Origin of the sequence: Solibacillus sp. R5-41 (genome assembly GCF_002736105.1) — a bacterium.
Lineage (GTDB): Bacteria > Bacillota > Bacilli > Bacillales_A > Planococcaceae > Solibacillus.
Window position 1 is genome coordinate 2296332 of sequence record NZ_CP024123.1, and the last position, 17516, is coordinate 2313847.

The 17516-nt window shown below is 38.4% G+C and carries 16 protein-coding genes and 1 pseudogene; 10 read left to right on the plus strand and 7 right to left on the minus strand.

Annotated elements, in window-relative coordinates; all coding sequences use genetic code 11:
* Positions 1-243 precede the first annotated feature (243 nt).
* The 8 genes and pseudogenes from CSE16_RS11100 to CSE16_RS11135 all read left to right on the plus strand — a co-directional run bounded on the left by CSE16_RS11100 (position 244) and on the right by CSE16_RS11135 (position 9503).
* A complete protein-coding gene (locus tag CSE16_RS11100) occupies positions 244-1359 on the plus strand; it encodes a methionine biosynthesis PLP-dependent protein (protein ID WP_099423962.1) in 1116 nt (371 codons plus the stop codon).
* Positions 1356-2518 (plus strand): annotated as a pseudogene (locus tag CSE16_RS11105) (aminotransferase class I/II-fold pyridoxal phosphate-dependent enzyme). Before CSE16_RS11100 ends, CSE16_RS11105 begins: the two are co-directional and overlap by 4 nt.
* A 388-nt stretch (positions 2519-2906) precedes the next feature.
* Complete coding sequence (cydD, locus tag CSE16_RS11110; protein WP_099423963.1) at positions 2907-4622, plus strand: thiol reductant ABC exporter subunit CydD; 1716 nt, start codon at positions 2907-2909, stop codon at positions 4620-4622.
* Positions 4606-6291, plus strand: coding sequence for a thiol reductant ABC exporter subunit CydC (cydC, locus tag CSE16_RS11115; protein WP_099423964.1), 1686 nt, complete (start codon positions 4606-4608; stop codon positions 6289-6291). Before cydD ends, cydC begins: the two co-directional genes overlap by 17 nt.
* A 144-nt stretch (positions 6292-6435) precedes the next feature.
* Complete coding sequence (locus CSE16_RS11120) at positions 6436-6876, plus strand: MarR family winged helix-turn-helix transcriptional regulator (protein ID WP_099423965.1); 441 nt, start codon at positions 6436-6438, stop codon at positions 6874-6876.
* Positions 6877-6911: 35 nt separating this feature from the next.
* The gene (locus CSE16_RS11125; protein WP_099423966.1) at positions 6912-7850 is read left to right on the plus strand and encodes a ring-cleaving dioxygenase; all 939 of its coding nucleotides are present in this window, start codon (positions 6912-6914) and stop codon (positions 7848-7850) included.
* Between the two features lie 18 nt (positions 7851-7868).
* Entirely contained in the window at positions 7869-8924 is a 1056-nt protein-coding gene (locus CSE16_RS11130) for an LLM class flavin-dependent oxidoreductase (protein WP_099423967.1), read from the plus strand.
* Between the two features lie 12 nt (positions 8925-8936).
* Complete coding sequence (locus tag CSE16_RS11135; protein ID WP_099423968.1) at positions 8937-9503, plus strand: NADPH-dependent FMN reductase; 567 nt, start codon at positions 8937-8939, stop codon at positions 9501-9503.
* Positions 9504-9922: 419 nt separating this feature from the next.
* Here CSE16_RS11135 and CSE16_RS11140 read toward each other — a convergent pair whose 3' ends face one another.
* The 5 genes from CSE16_RS11140 to CSE16_RS11160 all read right to left on the minus strand — a co-directional run bounded on the left by CSE16_RS11140 (position 9923) and on the right by CSE16_RS11160 (position 13920).
* Complete coding sequence (locus CSE16_RS11140) at positions 9923-10504, minus strand: DUF7010 family protein (RefSeq protein ID WP_099423969.1); 582 nt, start codon at positions 10502-10504, stop codon at positions 9923-9925.
* A gap of 236 nt (positions 10505-10740) precedes the next feature.
* Positions 10741-10977: a phosphoglycerate mutase gene (locus CSE16_RS11145; protein WP_099423970.1), complete on the minus strand. Its 237-nt coding sequence runs from the start codon at positions 10975-10977 to the stop codon at positions 10741-10743.
* Positions 10978-11263: 286 nt separating this feature from the next.
* Positions 11264-12109: a copper amine oxidase N-terminal domain-containing protein gene (locus CSE16_RS11150; RefSeq protein ID WP_099423971.1), complete on the minus strand. Its 846-nt coding sequence runs from the start codon at positions 12107-12109 to the stop codon at positions 11264-11266.
* Positions 12110-12413: 304 nt separating this feature from the next.
* Entirely contained in the window at positions 12414-13475 is a 1062-nt protein-coding gene (locus tag CSE16_RS11155) for a beta-carotene 15,15'-monooxygenase (protein WP_099423972.1), read from the minus strand.
* A gap of 82 nt (positions 13476-13557) precedes the next feature.
* Entirely contained in the window at positions 13558-13920 is a 363-nt protein-coding gene (locus tag CSE16_RS11160) for a rhodanese-like domain-containing protein (RefSeq protein ID WP_253896067.1), read from the minus strand.
* Between the two features lie 337 nt (positions 13921-14257).
* On the opposite strand from CSE16_RS11160, the gene CSE16_RS11165 reads away from it, so the two are divergent.
* The gene (locus CSE16_RS11165) at positions 14258-14806 is read left to right on the plus strand and encodes a copper resistance CopC family protein (RefSeq protein ID WP_099423973.1); all 549 of its coding nucleotides are present in this window, start codon (positions 14258-14260) and stop codon (positions 14804-14806) included.
* A gap of 2 nt (positions 14807-14808) precedes the next feature.
* The gene (locus tag CSE16_RS11170; protein ID WP_099423974.1) at positions 14809-15924 is read left to right on the plus strand and encodes a copper resistance D family protein; all 1116 of its coding nucleotides are present in this window, start codon (positions 14809-14811) and stop codon (positions 15922-15924) included.
* 82 nt (positions 15925-16006) lie between these two features.
* On the opposite strand, the gene CSE16_RS11175 is transcribed toward CSE16_RS11170, so the two are convergent.
* A complete protein-coding gene (locus CSE16_RS11175; protein WP_099423975.1) occupies positions 16007-16738 on the minus strand; it encodes an AAA family ATPase in 732 nt (243 codons plus the stop codon).
* Positions 16739-16805: 67 nt separating this feature from the next.
* Positions 16806-17420 carry an SCO family protein gene (locus CSE16_RS11180; RefSeq protein WP_099423976.1) on the minus strand — a complete coding sequence of 205 codons (615 nt, stop codon included), beginning with the start codon at positions 17418-17420 and terminating at the stop codon, positions 16806-16808.
* Between the last annotated feature and the right edge of the window lie 96 nt (positions 17421-17516).

The window sequence follows — 17516 nt, forward strand, 5'->3', positions numbered from 1 at the left end:
CTTTCTTTACATTTAAGGCATCTTCTATTTTAAATAGAAGATGCCTTATTTGAACATATCGTACGAATCATCACAACTACTTCTTCTTATCGGATGTTAATTCCGTCTTTTCTGATTGAAATTTATTACTTTTTTACTTTTCAGCCGCAACAACTATTGTCGCGAGAACTATCTCATGTTAAATTGAGGTAATAATCGATTCATTCCAAATGTTTCGTAAATTTATAAAGGAAGTGTTTTTTCATGTCACAACGATCAATTGATACAAAATTAGTTCAGCTTGGTAATTTAAGCGACCCGAAAACAGGCGCAGTTAACCCTCCAATTTATATGTCGACTGCGTATAAGCATGCAGGGATTGGAGAATCAACGGGTTATGATTATTCACGTACAAAAAATCCAACACGTGAACTTTTAGAGCGTGGCATGGCAGATTTAGAAAACGGCGATGCAGGATTTGCCTGTAGTTCAGGAATGGCAGCTGTGCAATTAGTACTTTCCATCTTTAAGCCAAACGATGAAATTATCGTACCTGACGATTTATACGGTGGTACTTACCGCTTATTTAAAACATACGCGGAAAATTACAACATCCGTCCGGTTTATAATGCCTTTGTTGATTCGAGTGAAGTTGAGGCATTAATCACAGAAAACACGAAAGCGTTATTTATTGAAACCCCGACAAACCCTTTAATGCAGGAAATCGATTTAGTCGCTTATGCCGAATTAGCTAAAAAACATCAGCTTCTGTTAATTGTGGATAATACGTTTTATACACCTTATTTCCAACGCCCGATTGAACTAGGAGCAGATATTGTATTACATAGTGCAACGAAATATATTGGTGGGCATAATGATGTACTTGCAGGAATTGTTGTTGCCAAAGGTGCAGAGCTTTGTGAAAAGCTTGCATTTATGCATAATGGAATGGGCTTAGTACTATCTCCAATGGATTCTTGGCTATTAATTCGTGGATTAAAAACATTGCATTTACGCTTAAAGCAGCATGATTTAAATGGCAAAAAAATCGCCGCCTATTTGGAGACTGAACCACTTGTAACGGATGTTTTATATACGGGTAAAGGTGGCATGCTGTCATTCCGAGTGAAGGATGCTGCTATGGTTAATCCGTTTTTAAAAGCGATGCAGCTCATTACATTTGCAGAAAGTTTAGGTGGTGTGGAAAGCTTCATCACGTACCCTGCAACGCAAACACATGCGGATATTCCTTATGAAGAGCGTGTCGCACGTGGTGTTTGTGACCGTCTTCTGCGCTTCTCCATTGGCGTTGAGGAAGCGGACGATTTAATAGCAGATTTAAAGCAAGTATTTGACACATTGCGAGGTAAATTCGAATGAATAACCGAATCGAAACCGCTTTAATTCATGGCGCAATCCGCGAAGGCTATGCGGATAAAAAAGGGGCAGTCAATGTCCCAATGTATTTATCATCGACGTTCCATCAAGAATCGATCGATGAATTTGGTGAATACGACTATGCCCGTTCAGGCAACCCAACAAGAGCAGCCCTTGAAAAAGCGATTGCTGAGCTTGAAGGTGGTCATCGCGGATTTGCGTTTGCCACAGGGATGGCGGCTGTCTCTGCCTGCTTTATGATTTATCTGCTGGCGACCATATCGTTATTACCGAAGATGTATACGGTGGGACGTATCGCTTTGTGACAAAAGTATTGCCCCGCTTTGGCATTACTCACACATTTGTAGACTTTACGGATGTTGAAGCAATCCAAGCAGCTGTAAAACCAGAAACTAAGCTTATTTACATCGAAACACCATCGAATCCAACACTCGGCATTACCGATATTCGAGCAATTGTTGATATTGCTAAGGCGAGCGACGCATTAACGTTTTTAGATAATACGTTTATGACGCCACTTCATCAACGTTCACTAGAAATGGGTGTGGACGTGGTAATTCATTCTGCAACGAAGTTTTTATCAGGTCATTCCGATATCGTCGCTGGACTTGTTGTGGCAAATGATGAGGCGCTTGCTGATCAAATTTATTTCATCCAAAATTCATTTGGCTCTGTTTTAGGCGTGCAAGATTGCTATACACTCATCCAAAATATGAAAACTACTGCTGTCCGTTTTAATGAGGAATCGCGTGTTGCTATGCGCATCGCTGAATTTTTAAATGCTCATCCACTAGTAGAAAACGTTTATTACCCTGGGCTGAAAACCCATCCAGGCTACGAAATTCATGCAAGCCAGAGCACATCTGCCGGTGCTGTCTTATCGTTTACTTTACCGAGCTATAATGTGACAAAAGTTTTCGTTGAGGCTATGAAAATTCCCGTATTCGCCGTAAGCCTTGGCGGTGTCGAATCGATTTTATCGTACCCTGCCAAAATGAGTCACGCGGCAATGGAGCCCGAGGAACGTGTGAAACGCGGTATTACAGATGGTCTCCTACGCTTCTCTGTTGGATTAGAAAACGAAGACGATTTACTAGAAGATTTCAAACAAGCATTAGAGAAAGCTAGTACCGCTCTATAGATTCTTTTGGGCGTGTTTTTTATTAGAAACATATCCACTAAGTTTAATAATACTGATCCTTTTAATTACTTTTAAACCAGGTAGCTTCTTAGGCTCCTGGTTTTCTATTGTTTAGAGCTTGAATAAGGCCTGTTCAACGCATCTTTTTTTAAGCGATTTTTTGTGGTTATCCGTCTATTTCGAGATTTATCCGTCTGCCCCATATATTTTTGCGGCTTTCCGTCACGATTTCTATTCAACACTTTTAACTTTCTATCCGTTACTTTTAGCTTTTTATAAGCCTACCTCATTAAAAACCAATGAATCCCCCACTTCTTTTGCTTTTTTGTGTTTAATCTATCCTAAAGAGTGAAATAAATAACAACAACGCTTTTTTAGGGGGAATAGAATGCGCCAGTTTCAAAAATGGATTCCATCAATGAAAAAATACCGCATGAAGCTCATTTTTATTGCCCTTCTGCTAGGGCTCGCGATTGTATTACAAGCATATAGCATCATTCACATAGTGGATTCCGTATTTATTCAGAAAACCACTTTTAATGCCGTTTTACCCTATGTATACGGGTTGCTTTTGGCAATTTCACTTCGGGTTGCGTCCAATTATTTTCTTCATTGGACGGGTAATCAACTTTCCGCTCATGTCAAAAAATCGATACGTGCACAACTGCTGACACGCTGGAGCAAAGAATCCATCGCAAATGTAAAGTTACAGCAAACGGGCTTTCAAGTTTCGTTATTTGTCGATACGGTAGATGAGCTCGATGCTTATTTTCGTGAGTATATCCCGCAAACGATGAAAACGCTTATTGTGCCATTGTTTTTGATAGTCGCTGTATTTTTTGCCCATCCAATGAGTGCGGTAATCTTGCTCATAACGGCACCTTTTATTCCCCTTTCTTATATTATTATCGGTGTGCAAACGAAAAGGAAATCGGAACAACAGCTTGAAAATATGAATCGCTTTTCTGGTAAATTTTTAGATGTTTTACAAGGCTTGCAGACGCTTAAGCTCTTTTCACAAAGCGCAAAACAAAGGAACATTTTACAGCATTACAACACACGTTTTATGGAGACGACACTCGAAGTGTTGAAAATTGCATTTGCTTCAACGTTGTTTATTGAGCTCATTACAACGCTTGGTGTTGGGCTTGTGGCACTTGAAATCGGCTTTCAAATGATTGTATTTGAAACGCTTGCCTTTGCCTCTGCTTTTTTCGTTTTAACATTAGCACCTGAGTTTTATAGTTCTTTAAAGGAATTAGGTACGGCGTTTCATACTGGGAAAGGTAGTCTTGGCGCGATGCAGCTCATTCATACAGATCTTGAAAAAGAATCGCAGATGGTCGCATGGGGACAACAGCTGATCACACCCGCCCCTTCTCTTGTATTAAAAAATGCGGTATACCGTTATCCAGACGGAACAAGTATTGGTCCGATTTCCATTGACATCCCCCCTCAGAAAACGGTTGCCATTATCGGACCGACTGGACATGGCAAAACGACCGTCTTAAATATGCTGGCAAGCGCGGTTGAGCTAACGCAAGGTTCCCTTGACATCAACGGAATCGCGCGCGAAAGCAGTAGTGAGCACAGCTGGTATGCGCAAATGAGTATGATTTCACAGCATCCTTACGTATTTGCTGGTACACTACGAGATAATTTGACGATGGGGAAAAACCTAGACGATGAATCGCTTTGGTGTGCATTACAAAAAGCACAATTAGGAAATTGGTTTGCAACACTACAAGACGGCTTTGAGACGAAAATAGGTGAAGCAGGTCGCGGGCTTTCTGGCGGTGAAAAGCAGCGAATCGCCATTGCTCGGGCTTTTGTTCATCAGCCTACCATCGTATTTTTTGACGAGCCCACTGCCGGACTGGATGTATTAACCGAGCAGCTTATTGCCCATGCGATTCAAACATTAAAATCTCATGCGACCGTCATTCTTGTCACGCACCGTTTCGAAACGTTGCAGCACGCCGATCTGTTATATGTTTTGGAAAACGGCACTATTCGTGCGAGCGGTTCACCCGAAGCATTGCAACAGGAACGATATTTTGAGGCAATGAAAAAAGGAGGTTTACCTGATGCAAGAGCTTTATGAAATGATTTGGCGTGAGAAAAAAGAAATGCTACTTGCATTAATTGCTGGCACTATAAGTGGTTTAACAGCGGTCGCCCTTTTTGCACAAAGTGGCTATCTTATTTCAAAAGCAGCGTTAATGCCCCCTTTTTATGTCATTTTAATCTTAACTGCCTTTTTAAAAATATTTGGCGTAGCAAAATCTACGAGCAAATATGCAGAGCGCTATGTTTCTCATCGCGTGACGTTTTCCCTTTTATCAGCAATTCGGATGCGTTTTTTTGACCGGCTAGAGCCCATTGCTAATCAGTTATTTTTGCATTATCAAAGTGGTGAATTGCTCGCGCGCATTACGAATGATGTGACGACGCTCCAAAATTTCTTTTTACGTGTCGTTTATCCACCACTTATTGCCTTGCTCGTCTTTTTCGGAACGGTCATTTTCACGGCTTTTTTCTCGATTTGGATTGCCCTGCTCCTCGTCTTTGGTTTTTTATTTGTGGCGGTCATTATTCCAGCACTTTTAATCGCAAAAAAAACACAGCCTGCTCCTTATAAACGCACGCTCATGACCGAAACAACGGAATTTTTATATGGCTTTCGAGAATTAAAAAATCATCATTTAGTCGACGAGAAAAGCAAGGCACTGCTCCATTTAAGCGATGCCTATACCGAAGAAGTCAAAAAAGAGCAACAAGCACTCGTTCGCATGCAGCTGTACAATCAAGGTGCTTCTTTGTTGACGGTATTTCTCATCGTGACGATCGGTGCTTATTTTGTCACGACGAATGCCCTCGATGGATTGTATTTGGCGATGCTGTTATTAATCGCGCTGACCGTTTTTGAAACTGCCATCCCGCTCGCTACTGTGCCGCATCATTATAAAGGGGCAACACTTGCAATGGCCCGGTTGCAGCAGGTGACAGCGATGCCAGAAACGGACACAAAACCTCTAGCCATTACAAATAATTACAGCCTTCAAGCAAAGAACGTGCATTTTTCTTATGTGCATTTCAATAAACCGATTTTAAAGGACATTCAATTTACAATACAGCCGAGCGAAAAAATTGCGATTGTCGGTCCAAGTGGCTCAGGAAAATCCACTCTCTTTCAACTCCTTATAAAGGGATTAGAGCCAACGAGTGGGCAGCTTTTCATCAATGGCGAACTACTTGCTAACATCGAAGAAGCATCCTTATGGTCACAGATGAGTGTGCAACTGCAGCACAATCACTTTTTCTCTGGGACAATTCGAGATAATTTATTACTGGCGAATGAATGGGCAACCGACGAACAACTTATCAATGCGTTAAACCGCGCACGGCTGTCAAAAAGCTTGGATGATGTCATTTTAGAAAAGGGTGAAAATTTATCCGGTGGTGAACGCCAGCGTCTAGCCTTTGCACGTACACTTCTAAAAAACGGTGTCATTTGGCTATTAGATGAGCCTTTCACAAGCTTAGACGCCGTAACAGAGCGCGCTCTCTTTCATGAATTGCTCACGAGCACGAAAGAACGAACGGTCATTTTAATTACGCATAAGTTGGATGGATTAGAAAAGATGGATCGAATATTCGTCATGCAAGATGGACAACTTGCAGAATCCGGTTCCTATGAACAACTTCTAGTAGCAAAAGGATTATTTTTTGAAATGAAGCACATTCATACTTTGCATGATTCAACATCATAATAATAGCGAGCTGAAAATGCGTGGTACTCTCCATTTCTCAGCTCGTTTTTTACCTTTCCTGAAATTTATTTCGAATTCGAGATATTTTTATTGTATTTTTATCAATTGAGTAGTAAAGTGATAGTAACGAAAGGATGTGACGGCATGAAAAACAATACACGCGGCTCACTTATTTGGTTACGAATTACACGCTTTACGCATCAAAGTAATCTATTATCGAATGATTTTCTCAAGCCATTTGGATTAACTACAGCTCAATTTGACGTGCTCATGCAAATCGACACATATGCACCGATTACACAATCCGATTTAGCAGATAAAGTAACTGTTACACAAGGTGGCATTTCCCGTATGTTGGCACGCCTTGAGCAAGACGGATTCATCGAACGTAAGCAACAATGGAAAACAAAATACATTTCGCTAACAGAAAGAGGCGCACAACACTTAGCAAATGCATTTGATGCTCAGCTTGCCTTTCAATCTTCCTTTTTTGATGACTGCTTATCAGCCGACGAGCAGAAAACATTATACGAATTAATGTCTCGTGTGCAAAAAAATAGCGAAAAGAAGAGCAAATACGAATAAAATCATTTCAAAATATCCCTTTAGGAGGAAACTTTATGTATAACATTCCAGGACATCACCATATTTCAATGATTACGAAACACGCAAATGACAATAACCATTTTTATCGAGAAGTTTTAGGCTTACGTCGTGTCAAATTAACCGTAAACCAAGATGCACCATCCATGTATCACCTATTCTATGGAGATAAAACGGGTAGCCCAGGGACTGAATTATCGTTCTTTGAAATTCCTTTAGTAGGTCGCACACATCGCGGTACAAATGCGATTACAAAAATTGGATTAATCGTTCCTTCAGAAGAAAGCTTGCAATATTGGATGAAACGCTTTGATGACTATGAAGTGCAACATGAAGGTATTTCTACGTATGCGAACCGCCCTGCCCTTCTTTTTGAGGATGAAGAAGGTTTACGCATGGCATTAATCGTTGCAAATGGTGAAAAGATATCACACTGGGAAACGTATGATCGCTCTCCTGTTCCACAAGAGCATCAAATTCAAGGAATGGGCACCGTAGAAATGACTGTGAAGAATTTATCAAAATTATCTCGTACTTTAATTGAAATATTTGGCTATCAAACTGTATTTGAGAATGAACAGGACGCATTATTCCAATCAGTGGCTGGTGAAGTATTTGGTGAAATTTATGTCATTCAGCAAGATGGTCCTTCAGAAAAACCAGGAAAAGGTAGCATTCATCACTTAGCGATTCGTGTGAAAAATGACGAAGAACTACAGTATTGGGATGAGCAAGTGAAAAAACGCGGCTTCCAAACATCGGGAATTATCGACCGCTTCTACTTCAAGAGCTTATATTTCCGTGAATCGAACGGCATCTTATTTGAAATCGCTACGGATGGACCAGGATTTTTACGTGATGGTAACGTCGAAACTTTAGGTGAACAGCTCGATTTACCCGACTTTTTAGAAGCGCACCGTGATGAAATCGTAGAAAAATTACATCCAATTGTCTAACATTAAGGAGAATGAAAAATGGAAAAATATCGTATTGATCAATCAAAAGGAATGGAATTTGGTCTTTATTCATTAGGTGACCATATCCCGAACCCGTTAACAGGGCAAACTGTATCACCTCGACAACGCATTCAAGAGCTAATTGAACTAAGTCAATTAGCAGAGCAAGCTGGCATTGATGTATTCGGCGTAGGAGAAAGCCATCAGCAATATTTCACAACACAGGCCCATACCGTCGTGTTAGGTGCGATTGCGCAGGCAACACAAAAAATTAAAATTACGAGTTCTGCAACGGTGTTAAGTGTATCTGATCCGGTACGGGTTTATGAGGATTTTTCGACGATTGATTTAATTTCAAATGGTCGTGCAGAAATCGTGGCAGGTCGTGGCTCTCGTGTCGGTGCCTACCATTTACTCGGTGTGGATTTAAAGGATTATGAGGAAATTTTTGAGGAAAAACTAGAATTATTGAAAAAAATCAATGAGGAAGATGTTGTGAATTGGCAAGGTGAATACCGTGCACCACTTGAAAATGCTCGTATTTTACCACAGCCTTTACATCGATCGTTACCTATTTGGCGCGCGGTTGGTGGCCCCCCTGCAAGTGCGATTAAAGCTGGCTACATGGGCATTCCAATGATGCTAACAACACTTGGTGGTCCGGCGGTAAACTTTAAGCCTTCAGTTGATATTTATCGTGAAGCTGCAGAAAGAAGTGGCTTTGACCCTGCAACATTGCCAATTGCTACGACGAGCTTATTTTATGTAGGAGATACAACACAAGAAGCATTGAAAGGTATGTATCCCCATATTAACGGTGGCTTCCAAGCAATTCGCGGCTCGGGCTATCCAAAGCAACAATTTGCTCAATCAACAGATGTGCGTGATGCGTTAATGGTGGGTAGTAAAAATGAAATTATTGAAAAATTACTGTATCAGCATGATTTATTCGGAATGCAACGTTTTATGGCACAAATTGATTTCGGTGGCGTTCCGTTCGAAAAATTAATGAAGAATGTTGAAATTATCGGTAATGACATTATTCCGGCGATCAAAAAATATACAGCAAAATAAGGAGGCAGTTCAATGAAAATTGTCGCATTAGTCGGTTCAACAATCGGCTCAAAAACACGTACGGCTATGTCTACAACAGTAGGATTGCTACAAAAAAAATATCCACAAGCAGACGTTACATTGGTCGACTTAGCTAATTATGATATGCGCTTTAGTGATGGACGCAATTATTCTGAATATGAAGGCGATACGTTATTTATTGCAAATTCGATAATGCAAGCAGATGCCATTATTATCGGAACACCGACATTCCAAGCATCAATTCCTGCGACATTGAAAAATGTTTTTGATCTACTCCCTGTCAATGGTTTACGTGATAAAGTTGTAAGCATAATTGTGACAGCAGGCACTTCTAAGCATTACATGATGGTCGAACAACAACTAAAACCGATTTTAGCGTACATGAAGGCCCATATCGTGCCAACATATGTATTTGCCGAGGAAAAGGATTTTCACCGTAAGGAGATCGTCAATGATGATGTATTATTCCGGATAGACCGCCTTATTGACGATACGGTTGATTTAGTAGAAGTCCACGCAGCATTACGAAAGAAAAAGGATGCGCAGTACGATTTTTGAATGCCACTTTTACAAAAATCATTTTCAATGGATTAGTCAAGATCTAGATTAAAATGACTATGTTAAAGAACAAGGTTGATTTACAACGTTAAAGAATCGGCTGCATATGCAAGATTTTATTCAACACGTGGGTTAGTGCAGTTTCTTTTGAACATCTTTGAAAATGTGTTAATTATTATAGATTCGAATAATTGTGCATATAAAACTGTATATTAATAAAAAAAAGAAAAACACTTAAAACGTTGGCATAACAACGTTTTAAGTGTTTTGTTTTGTCCCAAAACTTTTATTTGGAAACGTTTATTAAGTTTATTTAGTATACGTTATAAATCCTTGTGGAATTTAAGTACATGTTAATTGAATTAGAAAATTAGAGCTTATTCCACAAACGCGTCCTTTAATGGAATAACCCGAATTTATCATTTGATGGTAAAGTCATATCCTTTTAATGGCTGTAGGGTAGAATAGTGAGTAATAATTCCAGTTATTAAAGAAATTAATCCCCAAATCAATGCAAGGAAGTGTACCTGAGAGCTTGGTAGAGTATAAATAAAAAGGCACCCAAGTGAAACTCCCAACATAACAAGTATGAAATACAAATAATCTAAATGAACCCAGCAAAGAATGAGAAGATGGGCGACATTTATAATACATATTACGGGAAGTAACATATCCACGTTTAGTTGTTTAATGAGCAACAATACTGGAAGGCAAACAACTATGACACCGGAGGAAAATACAACTAATGATGAGTACTGATTCGGTTTTGTAGACATTTTCATTACTTTAAATAATGCTGCTCCAATTACAGGAGTGAGTAAACCACCCCAGATATAGAACTCTACTACTGCCCCTTTAGGTAATACATAAGTTAATATAAATGCTAATAACCAAAAAATAGCACCCGCAATTAACATAAATCCTCCGCCTCGATATCCTTTAATAAAATCATAGCGATCTTGATTAATCTCAACATTTTTAGGGACAAAAGGTATCCTCACAGTTTCCCTCCTCAATTAGACTTCCACACCATTAAATGGCCCGTTTGCGGAACAACTTAATACATTGTAATTTTAAAAACCTTATGAATTAAACAACTTTATTATCACGAAATACTTTTAAATATATTAGTTCCCAAATCGTCATTTGGTAACAAACCTTTCCTTAACATATTAAATCCGCATAAATCTGACGAGTCCCCTATAGTTATTAACTATTGAAATTGAATTTTGTTGAACTAATGAGTTTTGCGGTTCATAGTATTATTTAAATCATAGTGTATGTTCATCTTGATTTTGTTCAAATCCTTATCAATTTTGGAAATTAACATATGTAACTCTTCATTTTCTGAAGCGGTAAAAGTTTCACCTCTTTGTTTGCTTAAAATCACAGTTTGATTAATCAGCCTCAAACAAGATTTAATAAGTGCCAAATCAATTTTGATTGCTTCTTTGCTAATGTATATTTCATCCATTAATACCCCTCCCTTACATAAATAATTTAACAGTGGAATTCACTTTATCACCAAATAGTAGTTGTGTTAACTAAATAATACAACGCACTAGCGTTAACCTACAATCAGCCCTATAAGATAAGCACTTAAAAAAGTTCATCTTATAGGGTTATTCTTTTAGTCTATAGTTCAAAGCCCATCAAATCGTAGTTGGGTAACATTATACATAGTCACTTGAATCACCTAAAAATGCGATTATAAAAAATATGATCCATTCAAATTCAACCAATACACACTATTGTCTACCTTACGCAACTGTATTACTGATAACCGTCAGAAAGCCGTTCATCGAGGCATTAAAAATTAATTCATAAATAGCTTGGCTTGCAGTATCACTAAACAAATACCATTGATTTTCAGTTGTCTCATGAATCAATACTTCGGGGTACTTTTGCAAAGTTACATCTGAAGATTGGGCTAAAGAATAGATATCAAAACGTTTTATAGTGTTCCCCTCTTGGTCTAAAAAATCATATTGCCCATTTTTGTAATAGTCTCCCGCTGAAACGCTATGAAACTGCCATGTGTAATTAGCAGGAGCTTTGACCTTACTGCCTTTGTTTTCTACAAAAATATTATAAATGGCTTCGTTATATCCATTCCCGTTGATTTGCTCTACTACTCCGCCCATAACCATATGATATTCGCGTTGCAATGCTTTTACTTTTACACCATCTATAACAAATGGCTTTGTATCAACCGTTACTGTGGCATTTTTGTAATTGACATTACTGCCAAATGTTTCTGCAATAAAACGCATCGGAACGAATGTACGATTATTCTTTATATATGGCTTTACATCAATCAACTCCTTTTTACCGTTTTTTACTACTGTATTGCTATTTAGTTTTAATATTACTTGCATGTCGTTTTTAGTAAGAGTGACTTCAGAATCCGACCAATTGACTTTAGCTCCCAAATTTTCACTAATTACTCGTAAAGGAACCATTGTGCGATTTTTCTTAATTTCGGGATTCACATCTGTTGCAATAGAAACACCGTCAACTTTTATTTGAATGCCTGCTGCATAAGTAGTTGACGATGTAATGATTAGAATTAATGCAAGGAAAATTCCTGTGAACACTTTTTCCATCGTATGAAAACTCCTTTTTTTAAGTTAATATCTTTAATACAAACTCCGTGTACGCTTGTAAATAACTCTCTTGGAAGAAGTTGTGTATCTCAATTCTAAGTTAGCTTTACTTTCGCTCCCACCAATTTACATATTTTATGGTTATTTATCCCCCTTTAGAAACTAATGTTCCATAATAACTTTTTACACATTATACCATATTTTAAATATTCAAACATATAATAAATGTGCATAAGAAAAGAGGATATATGCTCATACATTTAACATAGTATCCTCTTATTAGTTTAGTGTATTTAATTTTTCGTCAAAATGCTTTCTCATTTTTTTCTGCAATATTACTCTCGATCCCCAACGCAATCATTTGTTTCAATCGCACAGGATCATCAGATTTTATCGCAATATAGTTATAGTGCTTTTCTTTCCCTAAAAATAATGTCGCCTTTTGTGGGTGCTTCATTTTTAAAATAAAGTCGGGATACACTTTTTCAAAATCACGTGCGATGAATTCAAGCGTATCTTTCGTGCATTTTTGTTCCAGCACCGCTTTCGCTTCAATTATGCATTCTACATTTTGTATATCCATTTTCATTCGTTTCATTAAACCTAATGAAATATAAAGTTTGCCCTCTTGAATTTGCACTGGGTTCATTCGCACGGCCTGTATATCTGCTAAGAAAAAAATGACAGAATACACATTGAGAATAAGTAATACAAACGATACAACTGGCCATTTTGCATGTAAAAAATAATGAATACCGAGCGTTTCTACTATTATGGCATGAATCATCATCACTTGAAATGCGATGTAGCTTGAATTTTTATATAATGTGATCCCGTTTGGAATCGGCTTTTTCCAGCTTGCCAGCGCATAATAAACCATGAGTAATTCGGAGCAAATCATTTGAATAAGTAAGTTGTTTTTTACATATTTTTCAACTGCTGTATTAAATGTATATAGCACAGGCAGCTCATTTTGCTTCACTTCTTGAATAATTATTGGTAAATAGCGTATCAGTGTGATAATAAGTAATAGCTCAAACAGTACGAGTAACACTTCCATCCCAATGCCTGCTAGTGTAATCGTCGAAAATGGGGCCAACAGGTCACTCGGTATGAGCAACCGAATTCCAATACAGCCGAATGCAATAAGCGCAATCGCCATTTTCCATGAAAACTGTTTGCGGTACAGCATCCATAATATCGGAGCAATGAGAATTAAATCGAGTAACGAACCAAGTACGACAAGCTTCGTTTCCTCTGTCAAAATACTTGTGCCTATCGCTGTTTGATAAAGTGCTATATTACTACCAACTACGAGTATAAGCAAAACGAGCCAAATCGGTTTGCCCTTTTCAATCCAAATCATTTGAACTCACTCCCTGTTTTTTACTATTATACAATTTTTCCCGTTTCGTTTAAATCCTTTTCACCACACATAATTCCTTCGACTACAACTCGCCACGCTGCTGATAGGACGTAATACCACCCTTTACATTCGTTACGCGGTCATAGCCAAGCTTTTTCAATTTTTTGCACGTTTCAAGTGAACGTAAACCTGAGCGACACATGACCACAATTTCCTTGTCCTTTGGTAAAGCGGCAATGCCTTTCCCGTGCGGATCATTAAGAAATGGAGCCACATGCATTTTATTAAAGTCCCCTGCACTCCGCACATCGATAAAAATCTTATCTTGATCACGCAGCATCATTTGTAATTCATCTGTTGTAATCGTTTGAACGCCAGGGACTGGACGCATTTTCCATACAACAAGTGCAGCGCAAATGGCAAAAATAATAATCATTTCCAACATATTTACTTCCTCCATACATACTATTTAAAAAATCGTTTGTCGTCTAATTTTGATTAGAAAGCTAGTTTTCAATCTATTTCGGCATTTTTAGTAGTTAATTCGACCTACAAATTGTTTAACTTGTCGAAATCCTCACACTTAATCAATCCTCATCATTTCACCATGTTCTACTATTGTAACATGTTCAATTCATCCAAAAGATTTCACAATTTGGTCTTTATTATGACAAATATTCAATTGTTATAGTAAAATTATATTCATGAATAATGAAATGATGATACTTTTCCGCTACAATGAAAAGTGACAAAACACTAACAAACAGGGGAGTTTAAAACGTATGAAGAAAATTATTTTATCAGCATTTGCGTTATTTTTACTATTTTCACCACAAGCGTTTGCACATACTTATTTGGATTCTACAACGCCAGCAGACGGTGAAGTATTAACAACAGATATTCAGTCGATTGAATTAAACTATTCAGGGAAAATTGAAGAAGGAAGTTTCTTTACACTTGAAAGTAGTGCAGGAAATGAAATTCCTGTCAGCTCTTTTACAGTAGATAGTGGCGTATTGAAGGGACAGTTGGACGCACCGCTTAAAAATGACACGTATACAGTAAAGTGGAATAGTATTAGCCAAGATGGTCACCCATTATCAGGTAACTTTTCATTTACCGTGAACAAAGCGGAAGCGGAACAAACTGACGAAGTAAAAACAGAGGAAAAGACGGACGTTGTAGACATTGAACAGCAAGCTAAACAACCTATAGTGGGCGAAGAAGAAACGGACGATTCAAAATCCTCGTCATCACTAATTGTCGCTGGTGTCATTTTAGTCGTATTAATAGCGATTAGTACATTCGTTTTATGGAAGCGTAAAAAATAAGGATGATTGTTGTAACAATTGTAAGTCAATTTATTTTATTCGTTAGCTTATCCATTTTAATGGGTGCTTTCATTATGCGGCTTATTCCCGCGTCATTAAAACCGGATATTTCACTTCCGACTAAATGGATTTATGCAAGTTTATGGAGTATCCCAATAGTGACGTTTGCGCCCATTTTACAGCTACTCGTCATTTTGCTAAAGCAATTTGGGCTGTTCCCGAGTTTGCTAAAAATAGTAATGAACTATCAGGTAGGACACTCTTGGCTTGCTACCGTTGTGCTAACATTCATTTTAGCAGCACTGCTTCTAGTAAGCGAAAAGCGCGCAAGCCATTTGTTTACAGTTATCTATCTATTCATTTTAACTGCCATGATCGCTGCGATTGCCTTTGCGAGTCATGCACATGCAATGGGCTCGACAGCAGGATTTTTCATTGATTTTATTCATTTATTTGCCTTCAGTATTTGGGTCGGCATCCTTTTACAAGTGAGCTTTTTTGCTACATCTTATGATAATTGGGAAGCATTTTTAAAGTGGTTCTCCCCGACTGCAATTGCTGCTTTAACTGCCGTTGCACTAAGCGGCGTACTTTTAACAGAGACGATTGTACCGGATTATGTCACTGGCTGGTCCAGTCCTTATGGGCATTGGTTATTTATTAAGCATGTACTATTAATGCCACTTATTTTCATCATTTTTGCGAATGGTGTTCTTATAAAATTACAGCTTTCTAAACCAAACTTCAATCCTACCATTTGGACGAAGCTAGAGGCAGCATTATTACTGTTAATCTTATTGGTAACAGCTATTTATAGTGAACATCAGCCCCCGATGCCATTCGTTCAAACCGATAATGTATCGCTGCTCTTCCAGTGGATGCTGTCCATGCCACTTGAAAATGGCATGACTGGGCATTTTCAGATGAACGGAACCGGTGTGATTTTCTTTATTTTGACAGCGGTCTTTATTGGGCTGTTTGTTGTGAGCTTTATTAAACGAGCACCACTCATCATTTCGATTTTATTATGCTTGGTAATGGCCCTTTGCTTTTATATAGGCATTATGTCGATTACCGTGTTTAACTTTATTGGCTATTGCATTCCACATGTACACTAATCAACGAAAACAGCAACGAGAAAGGTCTTATCCCAATCTTGTTGCTGTTTTTATTTTCACTTTACTCTCTGCGCTCAAACGCTTAATCATCCTCTTTAAATAATTGCTCTAACATACGCTCACGATGTTGTAAAAAATACGATGTCACTTGATAATGCTCAGTATCGGAATAGGCAATCGATTCAATTCCTGATTCATCAAATTGATAAATTTGCGCATCCGGATAGCCAAGTAAAATGGGCGAATGCGTGGCGATAATAAACTGCACATTTCCTTCCTTCAATAAATCATGCATTAATCGCAAAAAAGCAAGCTGCCGATTTGGAGATAATGCGGCTTCAGGCTCGTCCAATAAATAGATGGCATTTCCTTTAAAACGATGTTGAAATAACGAAAAGAAAGATTCTCCATGTGACTGTGCATGTAAGGATTTCCCCCCATAATCGCGGTAGCCCGACATGTCAACTTCATCAATATGTGAAGCGAACTGATAAAATGTTTCGGCACGTAAAAAGAAGCCTTCTGTGACACGTGGCATCCAAGAAAGGCGCAAATACTCTCCAAGAGATGATTCGGCAGCATGAACATCATATGCTTGGAAGTTTTGCTTGCTGCCTCCTGCTGGATTAAAGCCGATTTGGTCCGCCATTCCTTCAAGCAACGTTGATTTTCCTGAGCCATTTTCTCCAACAAAAAACGTCACGGCATTGTCAAAAGATAGTTCTTTTAGTTGCGCTAGTGCGGGAATCGAAAATGGATAACTTGCTGTATTTGGTACGAATTCATCCTTTAATTTGACTGTTTTTAAAAACAAATGCACTCATCCCTTTCATCAAAAAAAGGAGCATAAACACGTATTGGTTTACACTCTCACTAAAATATTATTTTCCTAATCGTTCTTCAATTAATGATTGTAAATCTACTGCGATTGTGTCATACGGTACACCGTCTTCTGTTTGAGAATAGCCTGTGTAATTTTTAACCGCAACGCCTTTTTCATCGACTAAATAAAATGTGTTCGCATGCATCACTTGGTCTTCCCCTTCAATCGCTTTAACTAAAGATTTGAAAGAACCAACCGCTAATTGCTCGATGAATTTTTGGTCATAGCCTGTTACTAAATGCCATTTCGACTCATCTGGGACATTAAAGCGATTTAAATATTCTGACAGCACTTCTGGTGAATCATTGGCTGGGTCCACCGAAAAGGCCACAATTTTATAATCTTCTATGCCCTTTTTCACAAGATCCTCTTGAATCAAGCTCATATTGTACGTCATTGGTGAACAAATCGTCGTACAATTTGTAAAGATGAACATCGCCAACCACGGCTCACCTTTTAAACTTTCAAGCGACACTTCTTCACCACGATGATCCGTTGCCGTAAAATCAGAAATTTCATAGCTTGTTGTTGGTTTGAATTGATAGTTGCTGCAAGCGCTCATTACGACCGAAACGACGAGCAATAGTGCTAATGCTAACGATTTCTTTTTCATGCTTCTCTCTCCACTCTACACATCATTAAGTTAATCTTAGCGAAACGAGCGCATTTACACAATACTTTCCCGGCGAAATGTTGTGTGGCGATATTG

Coding starts and splice junctions, on each gene's coding strand:
- CSE16_RS11100 (WP_099423962.1), top strand. CDS start 244: ATGTCACAACGATCAATTGATACAAAATTAGTTCAGCTTGGTAATTTA.
- cydD (WP_099423963.1), top strand. CDS start 2,907: ATGCGCCAGTTTCAAAAATGGATTCCATCAATGAAAAAATACCGCATG.
- cydC (WP_099423964.1), top strand. CDS start 4,606: ATGCAAGAGCTTTATGAAATGATTTGGCGTGAGAAAAAAGAAATGCTA.
- CSE16_RS11120 (WP_099423965.1), top strand. CDS start 6,436: ATGAAAAACAATACACGCGGCTCACTTATTTGGTTACGAATTACACGC.
- CSE16_RS11125 (WP_099423966.1), top strand. CDS start 6,912: ATGTATAACATTCCAGGACATCACCATATTTCAATGATTACGAAACAC.
- CSE16_RS11130 (WP_099423967.1), top strand. CDS start 7,869: ATGGAAAAATATCGTATTGATCAATCAAAAGGAATGGAATTTGGTCTT.
- CSE16_RS11135 (WP_099423968.1), top strand. CDS start 8,937: ATGAAAATTGTCGCATTAGTCGGTTCAACAATCGGCTCAAAAACACGT.
- CSE16_RS11145 (WP_099423970.1), bottom strand. CDS start 10,977: ATGGATGAAATATACATTAGCAAAGAAGCAATCAAAATTGATTTGGCA.
- CSE16_RS11150 (WP_099423971.1), bottom strand. CDS start 12,109: ATGGAAAAAGTGTTCACAGGAATTTTCCTTGCATTAATTCTAATCATT.
- CSE16_RS11155 (WP_099423972.1), bottom strand. CDS start 13,475: ATGATTTGGATTGAAAAGGGCAAACCGATTTGGCTCGTTTTGCTTATA.
- CSE16_RS11160 (WP_253896067.1), bottom strand. CDS start 13,920: ATGTTGGAAATGATTATTATTTTTGCCATTTGCGCTGCACTTGTTGTA.
- CSE16_RS11165 (WP_099423973.1), top strand. CDS start 14,258: ATGAAGAAAATTATTTTATCAGCATTTGCGTTATTTTTACTATTTTCA.
- CSE16_RS11170 (WP_099423974.1), top strand. CDS start 14,809: ATGATTGTTGTAACAATTGTAAGTCAATTTATTTTATTCGTTAGCTTA.
- CSE16_RS11180 (WP_099423976.1), bottom strand. CDS start 17,420: ATGAAAAAGAAATCGTTAGCATTAGCACTATTGCTCGTCGTTTCGGTC.